Raw genomic sequence first — 20,471 nt, forward strand, 5'->3', positions numbered from 1 at the left:
TGGGGTTTTGAGTGGCGCCGGTGCAACAAAAAACCCCTCGTGCCGTGAGGCAAGCGAGGGGAGCGCGCCGGTGCGGTCTGCAGGGTGTCCATGAGTGACCCTGCTTCAGCCGACGCGCTTTCCAAGTACGAGAATTCGGGTGCGCATGGCATTGACCCTCTCTCCGGCACACGTGTGGTGTCAAGTGGGTGGGACGGGGGTCTCATTATGTGAACGGCCCTGGGGCGGGATCGAGCCGCCCGCGAGCACGGGCTGAGCGGCCGGGCCGCCGCCCGGGACGGGGTACTTCCCACGGATCAGGGTGCGCCGCAGCCGGTACTCGTCGAGCGGTCCGGAGAAGGCCATCCCCTGCCCGTGCGTGCACCCCATGGCCCGCAGCGCGCGCAGCTGCTCGGGTACGTCGACCCCGTCGGCCACGGACTGCACGCCGAGGTCGCCGGCGATCCGCAGCAGCCCGCTGGTGATCTTGTGCAGCCGCGCGGACTCGACGATGCCCTCGACCAGGCCCCGGTCCAGCTTCAGTACGTCGATGGGAAGCCGGCGCAGGGCGTTGATCGCGGCGTACCCGCTGCCGAAGCCGTCGAGCGCGATCCGGACGCCGAGTCTGCGCAGCGCGACCAGTCGTTGTTCTAGCTCGTCGAAGGAGACTCTCGGGTCACTGTCGGACACCTCGATCATCAGGGCGCCGGAGGGCAGTCCGTGCCGGGTGAGGAGTGCCTCGACGGAACCGAAGGGCAGGGTCCGGTCCAGGAGCCGGTCGGCCGGCACCCGGACGGAGACCGGGATCTGGTGTCCGGCCCTGGTCCGCTCGGCGGCCTGCTCGACGGCCTCCTCCAGCAGCCAGCCGCCCAGCTCGGCGGCACGGTCGCCGTCGTCGGCGACCCGGAGGAATTCGGCGGGGGTGAACAGGATGCCCTGGGCGGAGCGCCAGCGTGCCTGGGCTGCGACAGCCGCCACGGTGCCGCTGGCCAGATGGACGACGGGCTGGTGCAGCAGGGCGAACTCACCCTCGCGCAGGGCGGTGCGGAGCCGGGCGGTGAGCTCGGAGCGGCGCACCACGTCGGCCTGCATCTGGGGGGCGTACAGCTCGACCCGGTCCTTGCCGCCGGCCTTCGCGCGGTACATCGCCAGGTCGGCGTTGCGCATGAGGTCCTTGGGCGTGATGGAGGGCTCGGCGAAGGCGACGCCGATGGAGGCGGCCACCCGGACCTCCCCGGTGCCGATCCGGTACGGCTGCGAGAGCGTGAGGCGCAGCCGGTCGGCGATCTCGTGGACCTGGCACTCCCGGGCGGCCTGGTCGCGGGTGCCGTCGCCGACGATGAGCGCGGCGAATTCGTCGCCCCCGAGGCGTGCCGCGGTGTCCGAGGCGCGGACCGACTCCTGGAGGCGGCGCGCGGCCTGGATGAGGAGCTCGTCGCCCGCCTGGTGGCCGATCGAGTCGTTGACGGCCTTGAAGCCGTCGAGGTCGATGAAGAGGACGGCCGTGCCCGGGTCACCGGCGCGCCGGCCGCCGAGGGCCTTGCCGACGCGGGCGGTGAACAGGGCGCGGTTGGGCAGGTCGGTGAGCGGGTCGTGCTCGGCGTTGTGCTGCAGCTGGGCCTGCAGCCTGACCCGTTCGGTCACGTCGCGGCTGTTGAGCAGCAGGCCGCCCTGGTGGCGGTTGACGGTGGACTCGACGTGGAGCCAGTCGCCGGTGCCCGAGCGGAAGCGGCATTCGATCCGGGTGGTGGGCTCCTCGCGGGACGGGGCGGCGAGGAACCGCCGCACCTCGTGGACGACTCCCCCGAGGTCCTCGGGGTGGATGATCGACGCCAGCTCGGTCCCGACGAGGTCCTCGGCCTCGCGCCCGTAGACCCCACCGGCGGCGGGGCTCACGTAGCGGAGGACGCCGGTGGGCGCGGCGATCATGATGACGTCGCTGGAGCCCTGCACCAGGGAGCGGAAGTGGTTCTCCTTCTGGGCCAGTTCCTGGGTGAGGGAGATGTTGTCGAGGAGCATGATGGCCTGGCGGACGACCAGGGCGAGCACGACCGCGCAGCCGGTGAGGACGACGACCCGGTCGACCGTGCGGCCCTCGACCACGTTGTAGAGGATGCCGAGGGTGCAGACGGCGGCGGCCAGGTACGGGGTGAGCGCGGCCAGGGAGCCGGCGATCGGGCGGCTGGTGGTGCGTGGCTCGCGGCCGGGCGCGACAGCGTTGTCCTCGACGTGGCGGGCGCCCCAGGGCGCGTACGCGAGGAGCAGCGAGCCGGCGAACCAGCCGGCGTCCAGCAGTTGTCCGGAGCTGTAGGCGGAGCGCAGCAGCGGTGAGGTGAACAGGGCGTCGCACAGCACGGTCAGGGCGAGCCCGGCGATGGCGGTGTTCACCGCGGAGCGGTTCACGTTGACCCGCCGGAAGTGCAGGACGAGCACCATCGAGACCAGCACGATGTCGAGGAGCGGGTAGGCCAGCGAGAGCGCCGCCCGGGCCACGCTCTCGCCCTCGGCGTTGGCGGCATGGGCGGTGTGGGCGAGTGCGAGGCTCCAGGAGAGCGTCAGCAGGGACCCGCCGATCAGCCAGGCGTCGAGCACCAGACAGACCCAGCCGGCCCGGGTGACGGGCCGTTTGGCGAGGACGAGCAGCCCGACGATGGCGGGCGGCGCGAAGCAGAGGAAGAAGAGGTCGGCGAGCGACGGGGAGGGCACGGGGCGGCCCAGCACCACCTCGTACCACCCCCAGACCGCGTTGCCCCCGGCCGCCATGGCGGAGGAGAGCGAGAAGAGCAGCCAGGCGGGCCGGAACCGGACGCCGTTCGTGCGGGCGTGGAGGAAGCACGACACGGCGGCGATGAGGGCGGCGACACTGAGTCCGAAGTCGCCCATGAACAGGGCCAGTCCGGGTGAGCCCCAGCCGGTGGCCGCCCCTACCGCGTACCCCGCGCAGATGGCGGCGAGGAGCAGTCGGGAGCGCAGGCCCGCGCTCCGGTGGGCCGGCCGGGAGAGCAGGGCCCCGAGGGCGCTCACCGCAGAGCTCCCCGGGCCGGGCCGGGTGCCCTCGGCGCCACCGGCCGCTCCCGTCCGCCGCGCCGCACCGGATCGTCTGTCCACTGGCCGCACATCGTCCGTCGCCCCCTCGCGTTCCGCTTCCTCCCCGGCGCCGTCCCTGCCACGACGCGGCCCTATCCGGACGATACACCAGAGTCGTCACTCAGGGACATAGCTTCTCTACGCTCCGTTACCATCAGGGGAGTTGTGGGCACGGTGTGCAGCCGAACCGATTCGCGCCGTGCTCAGTCGGTCGTGAGTACGAGGTTGTCGACAGGCTGTCCAGCCGCGAACCGGGTGAGCTGTGCGGCGAGCAGTCGCTTGGCGCGCGGCAGGAACGCCGAGGTGCTGCCGCCCACATGGGGCGTGATGAGGACGTGGGGAGCATGCCAGAGGGGGTGCCCCGCGGGCAGGGGTTCCGGGTCGGTGACGTCGAGTGCGGCTCGCAGACGCCCGGATCCGAGCTCGGCGAGCAGCGCCGCGGTGTCCACCACCGGCCCCCGTGCGACGTTCACGAGGAGTGCGCCGTCCCGCATCGCGGCCAGGAAGCCCGCGTCCACCAGCCCTTGTGTGGACGGGTTCAGCGGAGTGGACAGGATGACGACGTCCGCCTCGGGGAGCAGGGCGGGCAGTTCGTCGAGTGCGTGCACGGGACCGCGCCCGGTTGCCCGTGCGGAGCGTGCGACGCGCACCACCCGCGCGCACTCGAAGGGTTCGAGCCGGTCCTCGATGGCCGCGCCGATCGATCCGTAGCCCACGATGAGGACGGTTTTGTCGGCGAGCGCCGGGTGGAAGCCCGCCCGCCACTCCTCCTTGTCCTGGCCGTGCACGAAGCCGGGGAGGCCGCGCAGCGAGGCGAGGACCAGGGCGAGCGTCAGCTCGGCGGTGGACGCCTCGTGCACCCCCTTGGCATTGCAGAGCCGCACCCCGGCGGGCAGCAGGCCGAGCCCCGGCTCCACGTGGTCGATGCCGGCGGAGAGCGTCTGCACGACCCGGACCGCGCTCATGGCTTCGAGGGGACGGACCGCGACCTCCGCGCCCTTCATGTACGGAACCACGTAGAAGGCGCAGTTCGCGGGGTCCGCGGGGTAGTCCCGGCCGCCGTCCCAGAATCGGTAGTTGAGACCCTCGGGGAGTCCTTCTATCTCTTCGGCGGCGATCGGCAGCCAGACGTCGGTCGTGGGCGTCGGAGTCCGTGTGGAAGTCATGGTCAGGAGGCTATGCGAAGGGCGTGGGGCGGCAGAGGCTACTTTGGGGGCGGTGTGGTCCCGTGACGGCGGGACCGAGGGAGGGTTCGGGGAGTTGGAGCGCAGGACAATCGGCTCGGCGGCGCTCGCCGTGGGCGCGGTGGGGCTGGGCTGTATGCCGATGAGCTGGGCCTACAGCACGTCGCAACAGCGTGGTGACCGCTCGCTGCGGACGGTGCACGCCGCACTGGACGCGGGCGTCCAACTGCTCGACACGGCCGACATGTACGGCCCGTTCACCAATGAGCTGTTGATCGGGCGGGCCCTCAAGGGGCGCCGGTCACAGGCGTTCCTCTCGACCAAGTGCGGTCTGCTGGTCGGCGATCAGCACGTCGTCGCCAACGGGCGGCCCGGATACGTACGCCGGGCCTGCGACGCCTCGCTGCGGCGGCTGCAGACCGATGTGATCGATCTGTACGTGCTGCACCGGGCCGACCCGGAGGTGCCGGTGGAGGAGACCTGGGGCGCGATGGCGGGCCTGGTCGCGGCGGGCAAGGTGCGGGCCCTGGGGCTGAGCGCCGTGGGGGCGCGCGCCGGGCGGCGGCCGGGGGCGCGGAGGCATGACGGAACGATCCGGCAGCTGGAGCGGGTGCAGCAGGTCTTTCCCGTGAGCGCGGTCCAGGCGGAGCTCTCCGTGTGGGCGCCGGAGGCTCTGGAGGACCTGCTGCCGTGGTGTGCGGCGCGGGGTGTGGGTGTGCTGGCCGCGATGCCGCTCGGGAGCGGTTATCTGACGGGGACGCTGAAGCCGGGCCAGGGCTTCGAACCGGACGACGCGCGGGCCAGGCATCCCCGTTTCACCGCGGAGATGATGGCGGCCAACCAGCCGGTGGTCGCGGGGCTGCGGCGGATCGCGGAGCGGCACGGCGCGACTCCGGCGCAGGTGGCGCTGGCGTGGGTGCTGCGGCAGGGCCGCCATGTGGTGCCGGTGCCGGGTGCGAAGCAGGAACGGTGGGCCGTGGAGAACGCGGGTGCGGCGGCCGTGGTGCTCACGGACGGGGATCTGGCGGAGATCGCCGGGCTGCCGCGGGCCCGTGGATCGTGGGACTGATCGCGCGGCGGGACAATTTGGCCGGGATCGGAACCCGGGGACGAGCGGCGGTGTTAAGAACGGTAGTCATGCTCACCGTCGAAAGGACCGGTGCTGTGCAAACTCCCGCGGTGCGCAAGGGGATGGTGGCCGCGTTCGCGTCGGCCTCCCTGCTGCTGACGTCCGCCTGCTCGTCGGACGACCCTGCGGCCGGCGGGAAGGACGCGTCCTCTCCCCCGGCGAGTGCCTCGTCCGCTGCGACCTCGTCGAGCCCGGCGGCCGACCTGCCGCCGGCGAAGGGCTCGGTGGACGTCGTGTCGACGCTCACGGAGGACCTGCCGTCCCCGTGGGGGCTGGCGGCGCTGCCCGGCGGTGATCTGCTGGTGGCCTCGCGCGACGGGGCGACGATCAGCCGGATCGACGGGAAGAGCGGCGGGAAGACCCTGCTGGGCTCCGTACCCGGCGTCGCGCCGGCCGGTGAGGGCGGTCTGCTCGGCCTCGCGGTCGCGCCGACGTTCGGCGCGGACCATCTGGTGTACGTGTACTTCACCACGGCCTCGGACAACCGCATCGCCCGCCTGCAGTACGACGAGGCGAAGCCGGCCGGGCAGCAGCTGGGCGCCCCGGACACGATCCTGCGGGGTATTCCGAAGGGTTCCGTCCACAACGGCGGCCGGATCGCGTTCGGCCCCGACCGGATGCTGTACGCGGGCACCGGCGAGACGGGCGACACGGGCCTCGCCCAGGACAAGGCGTCACTGGCCGGGAAGATCCTGCGGATGACGCCGGACGGCGAGCCGCTGCACGGCAACCCCGAGGCGGACTCGGTCGTGTACTCGTACGGGCACCGCAATGTGCAGGGACTGGCCTGGGACGGGGACAGGCGTCTCTGGGCGGCCGAGTTCGGCCAGGACACCTGGGACGAGCTGAACAGGATCGAGCCGGGGAAGAACTACGGCTGGCCCGAGGTCGAGGGCAGGAAGGGCGAGTCGGGTTACGTCGACCCGGTCGCCCAGTGGAAGACCTCGGAGGCGTCCCCGAGCGGCATCGCGTTCGCGGAGGGCTCGATCTGGATGGCGGGGTTGCGCGGCGAGCGGCTGTGGCGGATCCCGCTGTCGGGTACGGCGGCCGAGGAACCTCTCGCACCGCCCCAGGCGTTCCTGGAGGGGAAGTACGGCCGGCTGCGGACCGTGGTCGCCGCGGGCGGTGACAAGCTGTGGGTGGTCACGAGCAACACGGACGGCCGGGGCACCCCCGATTCGGGGGACGACCGGATCCTGCTGCTGAAGGTGCGGTAGCGCGCCGGGCGGCCTGCCGGAAGGAGCGCGGCCGGTGTTCGACTTCTTCGAGGAACTGTTCGCGCCGGGCCGCAGGCACACGGCCGAGGAGCAGAAGCGGCTGGAGCTCAGCCGGGTCGACCTGGGCATCGGCGACCCGGCGAGGGGCCCGATAGACCTCACGTCGGGCAAGGTGACCCTCCGCCACCCGCCACGGACCGAATCAACCCCGCCGGACGACCGAGAACACCCCACACCGGCACCGGCCACACCAAGCCCGTCCGGCGACTGAGGACACCCCATCACCGGCCGAGCACGAACTCCCGAGCCCGCCCCCGTCCGGCCCGAGGGCGAAACCCCCGTTCACCCCACCGCGTACAGCCGGAACCGATGCGCGAGTGCGGCCGCCTCGCCCCGGCTGGAGACGCCCAGCTTGGCCAGGATGTTGGAGACGTGCACGCTGGCGGTCTTCGGCGAGATGTACAGCTCCTCCGCGATCCGGCGGTTGGTGTACCCCGCCGCGACCAGCCGGTGCACCTCCCGTTCCCGTGACGTCAGCCCGAACGACTCGATCGCGTCCACCGCGGGCCCGGAATCCGGCTCGTCCTCCGCCCCGGCGGGATCCAGGGTCCCCCCGGAACCTCCGGAACCCGCCCCGGCGAGCACGATCCGCGCCCGCCCGGCCAGCAGTTCGACGCTCTCGGCGAGCGGTCGCGCCCCGAGCCGCTCCGCCACCGCGTGCGCCTCACGCAGGAGCCCCGCGGCCGCGCCCCGGTCACCGGACGCGGCGAGTATCGCCTCCGCCCAGCGATGGCGGACCTGCGCCAGTTCGTACGGCCGCTGCAGCGGCGTGAAGGCCGCCGCCGCACGGGCCCAGTCCGCCGGAGTGTCCGTCCCCTCCGCCCGGGCCAGTTCCGCCTCGATCAGCAGGCCGTGGGCGGCCCATACGGGCACGAGTGTCGGCAGCCGTTTGAGATGGCCCCGGATCCGGGCGAGGACCGCGGGCCGCCCCGGTTCCATGACGGGCAAGCCGCGCGCGTCGGCCTCGACCGCCGCGGCCACGAGCAGCAGAGGCAGGGCGTAGCGCTGGGTCCCCGGCGGGAAGGCCTCCTCGGACTGCGTCTCGAACGCGGCCCGCGCCTCGGGGTGCCGGCCCTGCTGGGCGGCGAGGATCATGGCGTACCTGACGGGACTGATCAGGTGCTGGGGCTGCGGGTCGTGCTGGCCGAAGTAGCGTCGGCTCAGCGCCAGTTGTTCCTCGGCCTCGCCCACGTCGCCGCGGGCGAGTGCCAGCTCGGTGCGGCGTGAGGCGACGAGTCCCTGGGACTTGAGGGACTGCGCGAGGAGCGCGGCGGCGTCGATGGCCGCCCGGCTCTCGTCCCAGTGTCCCAGCGAGAAGTACGACTGTGCCTGGTTGGCCCGGACCCAGGCCTCGGAGTCGGGGACGCCGTGGCTGTGGCAGATCCGGATGCCGTGGTCGGCGGCGGCCACTGCTTCCAGGGAGCGGCCGGTGGACTCCAGCGAGGACGGCAGGTTGACGCTGGCGCGGCTCATCACGCCCACCAGGTGCAGCTCGTCGGCCCGGTCGCGGACGGCGTACATCTCGGCGAGCCCTTCCTCGACCCCACCGGCGTCGATGGTGAGCCAGCCGCGGGTGAGCCGGGCGTGCAGTTCGGTGTACTCGTCGCCGACGAGCCGGGCGTACTCCACGGCGCGGTCGGCCGCGGCCAGTGTCTCCGGGCCGGGCCGGTGCAGGGCGCCCCAGCTCGCGACGTTGGTCAGCACGTCGGCGTGCACCGAGGACGGGCTCAGGCCGCGCACCAGTTCCTGGGCCGTGGCCAGCTCCTGCCATCCGTCGCCCCGGGTGAGGTTCTGTGTGAGCAGGGAGCGCTGCACCCAGAACCACGCGGCGCGCAGCGGGTCGGCGTCGCCGTCCAGGACGCGCAGGGCCTTCTTGGCGATGGCCAGGGCCCGTTCGCGGTCGCCGCCGAAGCGCGCGGCGACGGTGGCCTCGGCCATCAGGTCGAGGTAGCGCAGCGGCGCCGTCCCCGGGTCGCGGCCGCAGCCCGGGTAGACCTCGGCGTAGTCCAGCGGGCGCAGGGTGGCGCGGACCTCTTCCGGTACGTCGTCCCACAGCTCCATGGCCCGTTCCAGCAGGCGCAGTTGCTCGGAGTGGGCGTAGCGGCGGCGGGCCTCGACCGATGCGCCGAGGACTGCCGGGAGGGCTTTGGCGGCGTCGTGCGCGGCGTACCAGTAGCTCGCGAGCCGGGCGGCGCGTTCGTCGGCGCGCACGAGGGACGGGTCGGCCTCCAGCGCTTGGGCGTAACGCCGGTTGAGGCGGGTGCGTTCGCCGGGCAACAGGTCGTCGCTGACGGCCTCACGGACCAGGGAGTGCCGGAAGCGGTAGCCGTCGGAATCGGGGGCGGGCAGCAGGAGGTTGGCGCCGACCGCGGCCCGCAGGGCTTCGTCGAGGTCGTCCTCGGTGAGCCCGGCGACGGCGGCGAGGAACGGGTGCTCGACGGTGGAGCCGCCCTCGGCGACGATCCTGGCGATCCGCTGGGCGTTCTCGGGCAGCGCCTCGACGCGTACGAGGAGGAGGTCGCGCAGCGAGTCGGAGAGCCGGGAGCTGTCGCCGCAGCATTCCACGCTGCGGGCGAGCTCCTCGACGAAGAAGGCGTTGCCGTCGGAGCGTTCGAAGATCTCGTCGACGAGCGCGGCCTCGGGAGTCACGGCGAGGATGCCGGTGAGCTGCCGGCCGACCTCGGAGCGGCTGAAGCGGTCGAGTTCGATGCGGCGGACCGTGCGGAGCCGGTCCAGCTCGGCCAGGAGGGGGCGCAGCGGGTGCCGGCGGTGGACGTCGTCGGCGCGGTACGTCCCGACGACGACGAGGCGGCCGTCGCGCAGGGTGCGGAAGAGGTAGGCGAGGAGGTGCCGGGTGGAGGCGTCGGCCCAGTGCAGGTCCTCCAGGACGAGGACGACCGTACGGGCGGCGGATATGCGCTCCAGCAGCCGGGCGGCGAGTTCGAAGAGGCGGGCGGTGCCGTGTTCGTCGTTCGCCGCCCGGTCCGCCTCGCCCAGCTCGGGGAGCAGCCGGGCCAGTTCGCCCTCCTGTCCGGCGAGGGCCTCGGTCAGTTCTTCGGGCAGGGCGTGGCGCAGGGCGCGCAGTGCGGTGGAGAACGGGGCGTAGGGCAGGCCGTCGGCCCCGATCTCCACACAGCCGCCGACGGCCACGACGGCTTCGCGACGGCAGGCCGCCTTGAGGAACTCCTCGACGAGGCGGGTCTTGCCGACGCCTGCCTCGCCGCCGATGAGCAGTGCCTGCGGTTCCCCTGCCGAGGCGCGGGCGAGCGTGTCGGTGAGCGAGGCCAGTTCACCGGCTCGGCCGACGAACACGGGGCTGACGGTGTTGGTCTCCACGTCGCCGAGCATCGCACACGGGTACGACGCCGTGGTGGCGGCAGGAGCGCGGACGTCCATCGTTACGCGGCGTGCGCGAACCGGTCCGGGTCGCCGCTCACCCGCCCTTCGGTGTCGTCCCGTCCGGCACGGGGGGCCGAGCGGCGGGCGGCCCGCCGGGCGAGGACGGCCTGGCGGACGGTGCGCTGTTCGTCCGCCAGCCGGATCAGCTCGGTGGCGCCGAGGCGGTGCATCTCGTACTCGTACATCTTTTCTCCCTGGTGACGGAAGTGGGGGCACGGGCTCTTCGCCGTGCCCCCACTCTCGTCCGCCAGGGGTTGCCACCACATCGGGCGGCTGCCGCATCTCCGCGGCGCGGGGGCCTTAGACCCCGGTCGTGGATGCCTTAGGGAACGGCCGCGCTATCCGGCGGCGACGGGCAGACCGACGATGAGGTCGAAGTACATCCCTACGGAGACGAGCACGCCGAGCACGCCGAGCGCGACGCCCGCGAGGGCCACGGAGCGGATCCAGCCCGGCTGCGGGTTCGCGGCGGGGGGACCGAAGGCGGGGCGGACCAGGACGAAGGCGCCGACCAGCAGGGCGAGGAGTGCGAACAGTCCGCCGACGAGGGCGGTGGTGTGCCAGGCGTCGGCGTAGATCTCGGAGATCTGCTGGGCGGCGCTGCCGCCGCCCGAGGTCTTGATCTGGCCGATCAGGGTCTCGCGCTCGGCGGCGACCCGGCCGGTCCAGCTGCCCGAGAGGGAGATGACACCGAGCGCGGCGGCGACGACGGCCGCCGCTCCACCACCGACCCCGGCGGACGCCGCGGCTTCCGCCTCGGCGTAGGGGTCGGTCTCCAGGTCGTCGTCGTCCTCCGCGTCCGCATGCCCTACGGCATCGTCGGCGGTGTTGTCGGCGGTGTTGTCGGGTGCGGCGGCGTCGGGCTCCGTCTTCGTCAGGTCCGCGACGGTGCTCTCGTCCGCTGCCGACGGCTCCTCGCGGTCGTCGTCGACGGCGGAGGTGGTCTTGGAGGGGGTGGTCTTCATGCGCCGCACGCTAGGGGGCCCGGATGAGAACCTTCTTAACGCGCCGTACCCCTCAGCCCCGCCCGGCACGCCATTCGGAGGCCAGTACCGACCAGATCTCCTGGTCGTGCCGCACTCCCCGGTAGAGATAGGACTCGCGCAGTACGCCGTCGCGCGTCATCCCGAGACGCTCGGCCGCCGCGACGCTGCGGGTGTTGGCGGCGGAGGCGACCCACTCCACCCGGTGCATCCCCCGCACGTCGACGGCCCAGTCGATCAGCTTGCGCGACGCCCGGTTCACCAGCCCACGGCCCTCCCCCGCGGGCTCCAGCCAGCAGCCGATCTCGCAGTTACCGGTCCCCGCCTCGAAGATCCGCAACATGACGCCGCCGACGAGTGTGCCGTCCAGCCAGATTCCGTAGAGCCGACCGGTGTCGGCCGCCTGCTTGTCCGCGTACCGCTGGAGCAGTGACCGCGCGGAATCGATGTCCTTCGCAGCCGCGGCGAACGGGACCCAGGGGTCGACGAGGCCGCGCGCCCGGTCCATGTGCGCCAGGAACTCCTCCGCCTGCCAGGGTTCGAGCGGGCGCAGCTGCGCCCCGTCGTCGCCCAGGGACACCGCGAACATAGGTACGTCTCCTCGTCTCAGTGGGTGCGCTGCGCGACGAGCCGGTCCTGGTCGTCGGCGCGCTCCCCGGGGATCTTCGCATGCGGCACGGCGCGGTCGGGCGGCTCGATGCTGATACGTGGGAGCAGGCGGTCCAGCCGGGCGGGCAGCCACCAGTTCGCGCCGCCGAGCAGGTGCATCAGGGCGGGTACCAGCAGGGTGCGCAGGACGAAGGCGTCGAGTGCGACGGCGGCGGCCAGCGCGATACCGAACATGGCGATGACGCGGTCTCCGCTGAGTACGAAGGCGAGGAAGACGGAGATCATGATGACGGCCGCGGAGTTGATCACCCTGCCGGTCTCGGCGAGGCCGACCCGGACGGATCTGCGGTTGTCCCCGGTCTCCAGCCACTCCTCGTACATCCGGCCGACCAGGAAGACCTGGTAGTCCATCGAGAGCCCGAAGAGGACGGACACCATGATCACCGGGAGGAAGGGCTCGATCGGGCCCGCGCTGCCGAGTCCCAGCAGCTCGCTGCCCCAGCCCCACTGGAAGACCGCGACGACGACCCCGAACGAGGCGGCGACGGCGGCCACGTTCATCACGGCGGCCTTCAGCGGGATCGCCAGGGAACGGAAGGCCAGCAGCAGGAGCAGGCAGCCGAGGCCGATGACGACCCCGACGAAGAGCGGGAGCTTACCGATGATGATCTCGGCGAAGTCGTCGTAGCTCGCTGTCACCCCGCCCACGTGGACCTGGAGGGACGTGTGCTCCTGGAGCGGCGGCAGTACGTCGTCGCGCAGCCGGTCGACGAGTTCGCTGGTCCGCTGCGACTGCGGCGCGGACTCGGGGACGACGGTCACGAACGCCGTGTCGCCGCTGTTGTTGTACGTCACCGGGCTCACGGAGGAGATGCCGTCGGTGGTCCGGAGCACTCCGGGCAGACCGTCCAGGGCCAGCCGGTCGTCGGCCCCGTCGAGGTGGGCGGCGATCGTCAGCGGCCCGTTGACACCGGGACCGAAACCGTCGGCCAGCAGGTCGTACGCCTGCCGGGTGGTCGCCGTGGCGGGGTTGTTGCCCTGGTCGGAGGTGCCCAGGTGCAGACCGAGGGCCGGCAGGGCGAGGACGGCCATGACTGCGGCGGCGACCGCGCCGAGCAGCTTGGGGTGCCGTTCGACGAACCCGGACCAGCGGGCGGCGAAGCCGGTGAGCCGCTCGGGCGACGGCCCGTGTTCGGCGAGCCGCCTGCGCTCGCGCCGGCTCAGCGCCCGCATGCCGATGAAGGAGAGCAGGGCCGGCAGCAGGGTCACGGAGGCGGCGACGGTCAGCACCACGGTGAGGGAGGCGGCGATCGCGACACCGTTGAGGAAGCCGAGCCGCAGGACCAGCATGCCCAGCAGGGCGACGCAGACGGTGGCTCCGGCGAAGACGACGGCGCGCCCGGTGGTCACGACGGCGTTCTGCGCGGCCTCGGTGACGGACAGACCGCGGCGCAGTCCTGTGCGGTGCCGGGTGACGATGAACAGCGCGTAGTCGATGCCGACGCCGAGGCCGATCAGCATGCCCAGCATCGGTGCGAAGTCGGCGACTGTCATGACGTGGCCGAGCAGCACGATGCCCGCGTACGCCGTCCCGACGGAGACGAGGGCGGTGGCGACGGGCAGCAGGCTCGCGGCGAGCGAGCCGAACGCGAGGAAGAGGACCAGGGCGGCGACGACGACCCCGACGGCCTCGCTGAGGTGCAGGGCCGGTGCTTCGGTCAGGGCTACGGCGGTGCCGCCGAGCTCGACCTGGAGCCCGTCGCTCCCGGCCGCCTTAGCGGTGTCGACGACGGCTTGCGCCTGTTCCTTCGGGATCTCGTCGGCCCGGTGGTCGAAGGTGATCGTGGCGTACGCGGTGCGGCTGTCCGCGCTGATCCGGCCGCTGCCGGCCGGGTCGTAGGGGCTGGTGACGTCCCCGACGCCGGGCAGGGCCTCGACGGCCTCCAGTGTCCGGGTCATCGTGCGTTCGACGTCGGTGGCGCGGACGGTGGGGCCCTCGGTGTGCCAGACCACGGTGTCGGTGTCACCGCCGAGGTCCGTGAACCCCCCCTGGAGAAGCTCACCCGCACGTCCCGACTCGGTGCCGGGCACCTCGTAGTCGTTGGAGTACGCGGAACCCGCGAAACCCGCCGCGGTGGCGGCGCCGCCGAGGGCGAGCAGCCAGATGAGGACGGCGGCGAGGCGGTGCCTGAGACACCAGCGTGCGATGGCGGCCAACGGAGGTGCTCCTGAGGGTTCGTGGACCCGTGTCGGGAGATAAGGGGAACATCCCGCAAAAGTCTCATGACCTGAGATGGCTCACTCTGTCAGCCAATCGTGATCATTTGCCCGTTTCGTGGCCATGGTCACAGGACTTGACGGAAGGCACAACTGCCACACGGAGGGCGGTGCGTCACACGGAGGGCGCGTCGCACCCGGAGGACGGTGCGCCAGCGTCTCACACGGAGGCCGGCGCGTCACGCGAAGGGCGGTGCGGCTGACGAAAGGCGTGCCTCGCACGGAGTCCCGTTGCCTCACACGGAGGAGGCCCGAACATCACACGGAAGCCGGTGCGTCACGCGGAAGCCGGTGCGGCTGACGAAGGGCGGTGCCCCCGGGGTCCGGGGGCACCGCCCTTCGTTCGCACATCTCCGCCGGAAGGCCTCGGCCGTCCGGCAACCGGGCAGTCCCGGAATCAGCCCTCGACGCCGAGCTTCTCCAGGATCAGCTCGCGCACGCGTGCCGCGTCCGCCTGGCCGCGGGTGGCCTTCATGACCGCACCGACCAGCGCGCCCGCCGCGGCGACCTTGCCGCCACGGATCTTGTCGGCGATGGCCGCGTTGGAGGCGATCGCCTCGTCGACGGCCGTGCCCAGCGCGCCCTCGTCCGAGACGACCTTCAGGCCGCGCTTCTCGACGACGGTGTCCGGGTCGCCCTCGCCCGCGAGGACACCCTCTAGGACCTGCCGGGCCAGCTTGTCGTTGAGGTCGCCCGAGGCGACGAGCTCGGCCACCCGGGCGACCTGCGCGGGGGTGACACCCAGCTCGTCGAGTCCGCGGCCGGTCTCGTTGGCGTTACGGGCGAGCTCGCCCATCCACCACTTGCGGGCCTGGTCCCCAGGAGCGCCGGCCTCCGTCGTGGCGACGATCAGGTCGACCGCGCCCGCGTTGAGGATGGACTGCATGTCGTGCTCCGAGACCCCCCACTCCTCCTTGAGCCGCGCACGGCGCAGCCGCGGCAGCTCGGGGAGGCCCTTGCGGAGCTCCTCGACCCAGTCACGGGCCGGGGCGACGGGCACGAGGTCCGGCTCCGGGAAGTAGCGGTAGTCCTCGGCGTTGTCCTTGATGCGGCCGGCCGTGGTGGAGCCGTCCTCCTCGTGGAAGTGCCGGGTCTCCTGCACGATCGTCCCGCCGGAGTTCAGCACCGCGGCGTGGCGCTGGATCTCGAAGCGGGCCGCGCGCTCGACGGAACGCAGCGAGTTCACGTTCTTCGTCTCGGAGCGCGTGCCGAACTTCTCGCGGCCGTGCGGGCGCAGCGACAGGTTCACGTCGCAGCGCATCTGGCCCATTTCCATCCGGGCTTCCGAGACACCGAGCGCCTTGATGAGCTCGCGGAGCTCGGCGACGTACGCCTTGGCGACCTCGGGGGCGCGTGCGCCGGCCCCCTCGATCGGCTTGGTGACGATCTCGATGAGCGGGATGCCCGCACGGTTGTAGTCGAGCAGCGAGTGGGAGGCGCCGTGGATACGGCCGGTGGCACCGCCGACGTGCGTCGACTTGCCGGTGTCCTCCTCCATGTGGGCGCGCTCGATCTGCACGCGGAAGATCTCGCCGTCCTCCAGCTGGACGTCCAGATAGCCGTCGAAGGCGATCGGCTCGTCGTACTGGGAGGTCTGGAAGTTCTTCGGCATGTCCGGATAGAAGTAGTTCTTCCGGGCGAAGCGGCACCACTCGGCGATCTCGCAGTTCAGCGCGAGCCCGATCTTGATGGCGGACTCGACGCCGATCTCGTTGACGACCGGGAGCGCGCCCGGCAGTCCGAGGCAGACCGGGCAGGTCTGCGAGTTGGCGTCCTGCTTGAGCTCGGTGGAGCACCCGCAGAACATCTTGGTCCTGGTGCCGAGTTCCACATGGACCTCGAGGCCCATGACGGGGTCGTACGTCGCGAGGGCGTCCTCGTACGACTCCAGGTCGATGACAGTCACGATGAAACTTTCCCTCTCAGCCCAGCAGGACGTCGTCGTCGCCGAGACGCTTGAGCTCGCGGTAGAGGATCGCGAGTCCGGTCACGATCGCGGCGGCGGATACGGCGGCGTCGATCAGCCGCAGCGTGTCCTTGTCCTGGCGGGCCATCTTCGCCTGCTTGAAGACGCTGAGCGCGCCGAAGGCGGTGGTGCCCAGGGACACGTACACGCCGGACTTGGACTTCTTGAAGTTCTTGGCCTTCTTAGCCATTGCGCTCATAGTGACGGAGCCTCCTCAAGCAGCGGGTGCCCCCACTTTTCCACGAAAGCGGCCTCGATGGCTGCTCCGACCTTGTACAGCCGGTCGTCCTTCATGGCGGGGGCGATGATCTGCAGCCCGACCGGCAGGCCGTCCTCCGGAGCCAGGCCGCAGGGCAGCGACATGGCGGAGTTGCCGGCGAGGTTGGTCGGGATGGTGCAGAGGTCCGCGAGGTACATCGCCATCGGGTCGTCGGCACGCTCGCCGATCGGGAAGGCGGTGGTGGGCGTCGTCGGCGAGACGATGACGTCCACCTGCTCGAACGCCTTCTCGAAGTCCTGGGTGATGAGGGTGCGGACCTTCTGGGCCGAGCCGTAGTACGCGTCGTAGTAGCCGGAGCTGAGCGCGTACGTACCGAGGATGATGCGGCGCTTGACCTCGTCGCCGAAGCCGGCCTCACGGGTGAGGGCGGTTACGTCCTCGGCGGACCGCGTGCCGTCGTCGCCGACCCGCAGGCCGTAGCGCATGGCGTCGAAGCGGGCCAGGTTCGAGGAGCACTCGGACGGCGCGATCAGGTAGTACGCCGACAGCGCGAGGTCGAAGGACGGGCAGTCCAGCTCGACGACCGTGGCGCCGAGCGACCTCAGCAGCTCGACCGACTCGTTGAAGCGCTGGACGACACCGGCCTGGTAGCCCTCGCCCGCGAACTGCTTGACGACACCGACGCGCATGCCCTGGACGGAGCCGTTGCGCGCGGCCTCGACGACCGGCGGGACCGGGGCGTCGATGGACGTCGAGTCGAGCGGGTCGTGCCCGGCGATGGCCTCGTGCAGCAGCGCCGCGTCCAGGACCGTACGGGCGCAGGGCCCGCCCTGGTCGAGGGAGGAGGAGAAGGCGACCATGCCGTAGCGGGACACACCGCCGTAGGTGGGCTTGACGCCGACGGTGCCGGTGACGGCGGCGGGCTGGCGGATGGAGCCGCCGGTGTCCGTGCCGATGGCCAGCGGCGCCTCGAAGGAGGCCAGCGCGGCGGCGGAGCCACCGCCGGAACCGCCGGGGATCCGGGTGAGGTCCCAGGGGTTGCCGGTCGGGCCGTAGGCGCTGTTCTCGGTGGAGGACCCCATGGCGAACTCGTCCATGTTGGTCTTGCCGAGGATGACGACGTCGGCGGCCTTCAGCTTCTTGGTGAGGGTCGCGTCGTACGGCGGGATCCAGCCCTCCAGGATCTTGGAACCGACGGTGGTCGGCATGTCCTGGGTGGTGAAGATGTCCTTGAGCGCGAGCGGCACGCCGGCCAGCGGGCCGAGCTTCTCGCCCGCCTCACGCTTGGCGTCGACGGCGCGGGCCTGCGCGAGCGCGCCCTCACGGTCGATGTGCAGGAAGGCGTGGACCTTCTCGTCGACGGCGTCGATCCGGGCCAGGTGGGCCTCGGTGACCTCGACGGCCGTCAGCTCGCCGGAGGCGACCTTCGCGGCGATCTCGGCCGCGGTGAGCTTGATGATGGTGCTGATGTCCGTCATGACTTCTAGTCCTCCCCCAGGATCTGCGGCACCTTGAAACGCTGCTGCTCCTGGGCCGGGGCGCCGGAGAGCGCCTGCGCGGGGGTGAGCGACGGACGGACCTCGTCCGCGCGCATGACGTTCGTCAGCGGCAGCGGGTGGGAGGTCGGCGGTACGTCTTGGTCGGCGACCTCGGAGACGCGGGCGACCGCGCCGATGATGTCGTCGAGCTGACCGGCGAAGTGCTCGAGCTCTTCGCCCTTCAGCTCCAGACGCGCCAGCCGGGCGAGGTGGGCGACCTCCTCGCGCGTGATGCCAGGCATGCAGCGATCCTCAGGGGTTGGTGTGTGGTTTTGGCCCAATCCTATGGGGTCGCCACCCGCTGCCCCGCCTGCTTCCCCACCCACCGCCTCACAATCCCGGTCCGGCCCGGTCGGGCCCGCCCGACGATTGAGGACAAATCGGCCACCAGGTCGCCCTGGCGCTCCCACCGGCCCGTCAGGCCGTGGCCGGACCGGGATTCAGCGCGCGTCCCGCGGGCCTGGGTTCCAGCTCGGGCGCCACCTTCGCGGCGGCAGCGGCGGCAGCGGCCGCCAGCTCCGCCGGCCGCCTCCAGCCGTGTTCGCCGCGCGCCCGCAACCAGGCCGTCGTCTCCTGCGGCGGCATCGCGGCGGCTACGAGCCACCCTTGGACCGCGTCGCAGCGCAGGTCCCGCAGCCGCTCCCAGGTCTCGTCGTCCTCGACGCCCTCGGCGACGACCAGCAGGCCGAGCGAGTGGGCCAGGTCGATGGTGCAGCGGACGATCTCCGCGTCCTCGTTGTCGACGGCCAGCCGGGCCACGAACGAGCGGTCGATCTTGAGTTCGCTGACGGGCAGCTTGCGCAGGTGGACCAGCGAGGAGTAGCCCGTGCCGAAGTCGTCGAGGGACATCTTCACGCCGTGCCCGGTCAGTCCGGCCAGGGTGTCGGCGGCCCGCTGCGGGTCCTCCAGCAGGACGTGCTCGGTTATCTCCAGTTGCAGCGCCCCGGCCGGGACACCGTGCCGGGCCAGCCTGGCCGCGACACTGCCCGCGAAGCCGGGGGTGTGGACGTCACGCGGCGAGACGTTGACGGCGACGGGGACGAACAGTCCCTGCGCACGCCACCGGGCCACCTGGGCCAGCGCCGTCTCCAGCACGTACTCGGTGAGGTGCGGCATCAGGCCGGAGGACTCCGCGATCGCGATGAACTCGTCCGGGGGGACCCGCCCCCGCTCGGGATGCACCCAGCGTACGAGCGCTTCGAGGCCGGCGACCTGGCCGTCGAAGCGGACCTTCGGCTGGTAGTGGAGCTCCACCTCCCGCGCGTCCAGGGCACGCCGGAGGTCGCCCAGCAGACCGAGCCGGTCCGGGGTGTTGCTGTCGCGCTTCGACTCGTACACCTCGACGCCCGTACGGTCCCGCTTGGCCTGGTACATGGCCACGTCCGCGCGCCTGAGCAGCCCTTCGGCGTCCAGCGCGTGTTCGGGGTGGACCGCTACCCCGGCGCTCGCCTCCAGCACCAGCGTGAGCCCGTCGAGGTCGAGGGGCGAGGACAGCTCGGCGACCAGGTGGCGGGCGACGCGCTGGGCGCTGGTGATGGAGTCGGCGGTCGGCAGCAGTACGGCGAACTCGTCTCCGCCCAGCCGTGCGACCTCCGCTCCGCGCGGCAGGGCGAGGCGCAGCCGGTCCGCTATCTGGAGCAGCAGCCGGTCCCCCGCCAGGTGGCCGAGGGTGTCGTTGACGGCGCGGAACCGGTCGAGGTCGATCAGGACGAGGGCTGATCGGGTGCCGGTGCTCCCGGCCTCCTCCAGCGCCGTCCACGTCCTCTCCAGCAGCCACTGGCGGTTGGGCAGTCCCGTCAGCGGGTCCCGCAGCTGCTCCTCGGCCCGTGCGCGGGCGATCCAGAGCGTGGAGTCGAGGGCGATCAGCGGGATCGCGAAGAGCGGCAGCAGCACGGGCACGGCCGAGGCGACGACACAGATCAGTGGGGCGATGCCGAGCAGGGCGACCGCGACGAGCCCCTGGCGCAGGAGCGCGGTGCGGGCGATCGTCGGCAGTCCGCCGCTCTGCGAGGCCCGTGCGCACCACAGCAGCACCCGGGTGACGAGGAGGTACGTGGACGCGGCGAGCAGGACTTCCGGTACGGCGTCGATGCCCCAGTGGAGGGGCCGCCAGGGTGTCTCGACGGTCGGTACGTTCCCGAAGGCGGACAGGACGAGTGCGGCGGCCCCTATGCCGAGTATGTCCACGGCGCCGTGCAGCAGCCCCTGCCTCCAGCGGTGCCGCCTGGCCGTGCCGACGAGCACCACGACGACGAGGCTGACCAGGCCGGCGGGCACCCAGCCGTAGAGCAGCAGCACGGCGAGCGTGAGGGCGGCACCGGAACCGGTGCCGCCCCACCAGCGGTCGCGCCCGAGGGCCACCAGGTGGCCGACGATGATTCCGGTGAGCAGGGCGAGCGACCAGCCCGCGGTGCCGTCCGGGAAGAGTGCGTGTCCGTCGCGGACCGTCCGGTAGGAGCCGGTCGCGAGCTGGACGGCGGCGACCGCCACGACGACGGCCCCCACGTTCGAAGTGAGGCCCGCGAAACCTTGCAGCCGCGACACCGGTGCGGCGCTCTCGGTCGGTTCCATTCCGTCCCTCTCACAGCCGGCGGTGCCGATGTCCCATGGTGGCCCCCGCTCCCATGCCACCACGACCCGATTCCCACCACGCGGCCGGGCACGGCAGGTGCACCTTCAACAGTAGGCCGCCGAGGGCCCGTACGGGCAGCGCTCTACAGCTCTTGCCCGAATGCGGACCTCGGACCCTTCACCCTCTGATATGCGCCGAACGGGTGGTTCCGGCCGGCCGGACCGGACCTCTCGCTCCCCTCACGTCCGCTT

At 72.0% G+C, this 20,471-nt stretch carries 15 protein-coding genes; 3 read left to right on the forward strand and 12 right to left on the reverse strand.

Going from position 1 to position 20,471, the window contains the following annotated elements:
• Nucleotides 1-180: 180 nt before the first annotated feature.
• Nucleotides 181-3,003: a putative bifunctional diguanylate cyclase/phosphodiesterase gene (locus tag ACFWVP_RS24235; protein WP_384499631.1), complete on the reverse strand. Its 2,823-nt coding sequence runs from the start codon at nucleotides 3,001-3,003 to the stop codon at nucleotides 181-183.
• 266 nt (nucleotides 3,004-3,269) lie between these two features.
• Nucleotides 3,270-4,232, reverse strand: a complete 963-nt coding sequence (locus tag ACFWVP_RS24240) for a 2-hydroxyacid dehydrogenase (protein WP_384499632.1) — start codon at nucleotides 4,230-4,232, stop codon at nucleotides 3,270-3,272.
• A 130-nt stretch (nucleotides 4,233-4,362) separates the two neighbouring features.
• On the opposite strand from ACFWVP_RS24240, the gene ACFWVP_RS24245 reads away from it, so the two are divergent.
• The 3 genes from ACFWVP_RS24245 to ACFWVP_RS24255 all read left to right on the forward strand — a co-directional run bounded on the left by ACFWVP_RS24245 (nucleotide 4,363) and on the right by ACFWVP_RS24255 (nucleotide 6,867).
• Nucleotides 4,363-5,319, forward strand: a complete 957-nt coding sequence (locus ACFWVP_RS24245) for an aldo/keto reductase (protein WP_384499706.1) — start codon at nucleotides 4,363-4,365, stop codon at nucleotides 5,317-5,319.
• 68 nt (nucleotides 5,320-5,387) lie between these two features.
• Nucleotides 5,388-6,596, forward strand: coding sequence for a PQQ-dependent sugar dehydrogenase (locus tag ACFWVP_RS24250; protein WP_384499634.1), 1,209 nt, complete (start codon nucleotides 5,388-5,390; stop codon nucleotides 6,594-6,596).
• Between the two features lie 34 nt (nucleotides 6,597-6,630).
• Entirely contained in the window at nucleotides 6,631-6,867 is a 237-nt protein-coding gene (locus ACFWVP_RS24255) for a DUF6191 domain-containing protein (RefSeq protein WP_384499636.1), read from the forward strand.
• 71 nt (nucleotides 6,868-6,938) lie between these two features.
• On the opposite strand, the gene ACFWVP_RS24260 is transcribed toward ACFWVP_RS24255, so the two are convergent.
• The 10 genes from ACFWVP_RS24260 to ACFWVP_RS24305 all read right to left on the reverse strand — a co-directional run bounded on the left by ACFWVP_RS24260 (nucleotide 6,939) and on the right by ACFWVP_RS24305 (nucleotide 20,219).
• Nucleotides 6,939-10,004, reverse strand: a complete 3,066-nt coding sequence (locus ACFWVP_RS24260) for an AAA family ATPase (RefSeq protein WP_384499637.1) — start codon at nucleotides 10,002-10,004, stop codon at nucleotides 6,939-6,941.
• Nucleotides 10,005-10,054: 50 nt separating this feature from the next.
• Nucleotides 10,055-10,240 (reverse strand): hypothetical protein, encoded by a 186-nt coding sequence (locus ACFWVP_RS24265; RefSeq protein WP_384499639.1) that lies wholly within the window; start codon nucleotides 10,238-10,240, stop codon nucleotides 10,055-10,057.
• A 153-nt stretch (nucleotides 10,241-10,393) separates the two neighbouring features.
• On the reverse strand, nucleotides 10,394-11,020 hold the full coding sequence (locus ACFWVP_RS24270; protein WP_384499640.1) for a hypothetical protein: 627 nt from the start codon (nucleotides 11,018-11,020) through the stop codon (nucleotides 10,394-10,396).
• A 52-nt stretch (nucleotides 11,021-11,072) separates the two neighbouring features.
• Nucleotides 11,073-11,627: a GNAT family N-acetyltransferase gene (locus ACFWVP_RS24275; RefSeq protein WP_384499642.1), complete on the reverse strand. Its 555-nt coding sequence runs from the start codon at nucleotides 11,625-11,627 to the stop codon at nucleotides 11,073-11,075.
• A gap of 17 nt (nucleotides 11,628-11,644) precedes the next feature.
• Nucleotides 11,645-13,864 carry an MMPL family transporter gene (locus tag ACFWVP_RS24280; RefSeq protein ID WP_384499644.1) on the reverse strand — a complete coding sequence of 740 codons (2,220 nt, stop codon included), beginning with the start codon at nucleotides 13,862-13,864 and terminating at the stop codon, nucleotides 11,645-11,647.
• Nucleotides 13,865-14,321: 457 nt separating this feature from the next.
• Nucleotides 14,322-15,830, reverse strand: coding sequence for an Asp-tRNA(Asn)/Glu-tRNA(Gln) amidotransferase subunit GatB (gene gatB, locus ACFWVP_RS24285; RefSeq protein WP_384499646.1), 1,509 nt, complete (start codon nucleotides 15,828-15,830; stop codon nucleotides 14,322-14,324).
• A 16-nt stretch (nucleotides 15,831-15,846) separates the two neighbouring features.
• Nucleotides 15,847-16,089 (reverse strand): hypothetical protein, encoded by a 243-nt coding sequence (locus ACFWVP_RS24290; RefSeq protein ID WP_384499648.1) that lies wholly within the window; start codon nucleotides 16,087-16,089, stop codon nucleotides 15,847-15,849.
• Nucleotides 16,086-17,588, reverse strand: a complete 1,503-nt coding sequence (gene gatA / locus ACFWVP_RS24295) for an Asp-tRNA(Asn)/Glu-tRNA(Gln) amidotransferase subunit GatA (protein WP_384499650.1) — start codon at nucleotides 17,586-17,588, stop codon at nucleotides 16,086-16,088. The genes ACFWVP_RS24290 and gatA overlap by 4 nt, the downstream gene beginning before the upstream one ends.
• A gap of 5 nt (nucleotides 17,589-17,593) precedes the next feature.
• Nucleotides 17,594-17,890, reverse strand: a complete 297-nt coding sequence (gatC, locus tag ACFWVP_RS24300) for an Asp-tRNA(Asn)/Glu-tRNA(Gln) amidotransferase subunit GatC (protein ID WP_014048481.1) — start codon at nucleotides 17,888-17,890, stop codon at nucleotides 17,594-17,596.
• A gap of 175 nt (nucleotides 17,891-18,065) precedes the next feature.
• On the reverse strand, nucleotides 18,066-20,219 hold the full coding sequence (locus ACFWVP_RS24305; protein WP_384499652.1) for a putative bifunctional diguanylate cyclase/phosphodiesterase: 2,154 nt from the start codon (nucleotides 20,217-20,219) through the stop codon (nucleotides 18,066-18,068).
• Nucleotides 20,220-20,471 lie beyond the last annotated feature (252 nt).

Origin of the sequence: Streptomyces sp. NPDC058637 (assembly GCF_042717325.1) — a bacterium.
Taxonomy (GTDB): Bacteria; Actinomycetota; Actinomycetes; order Streptomycetales; family Streptomycetaceae; genus Streptomyces.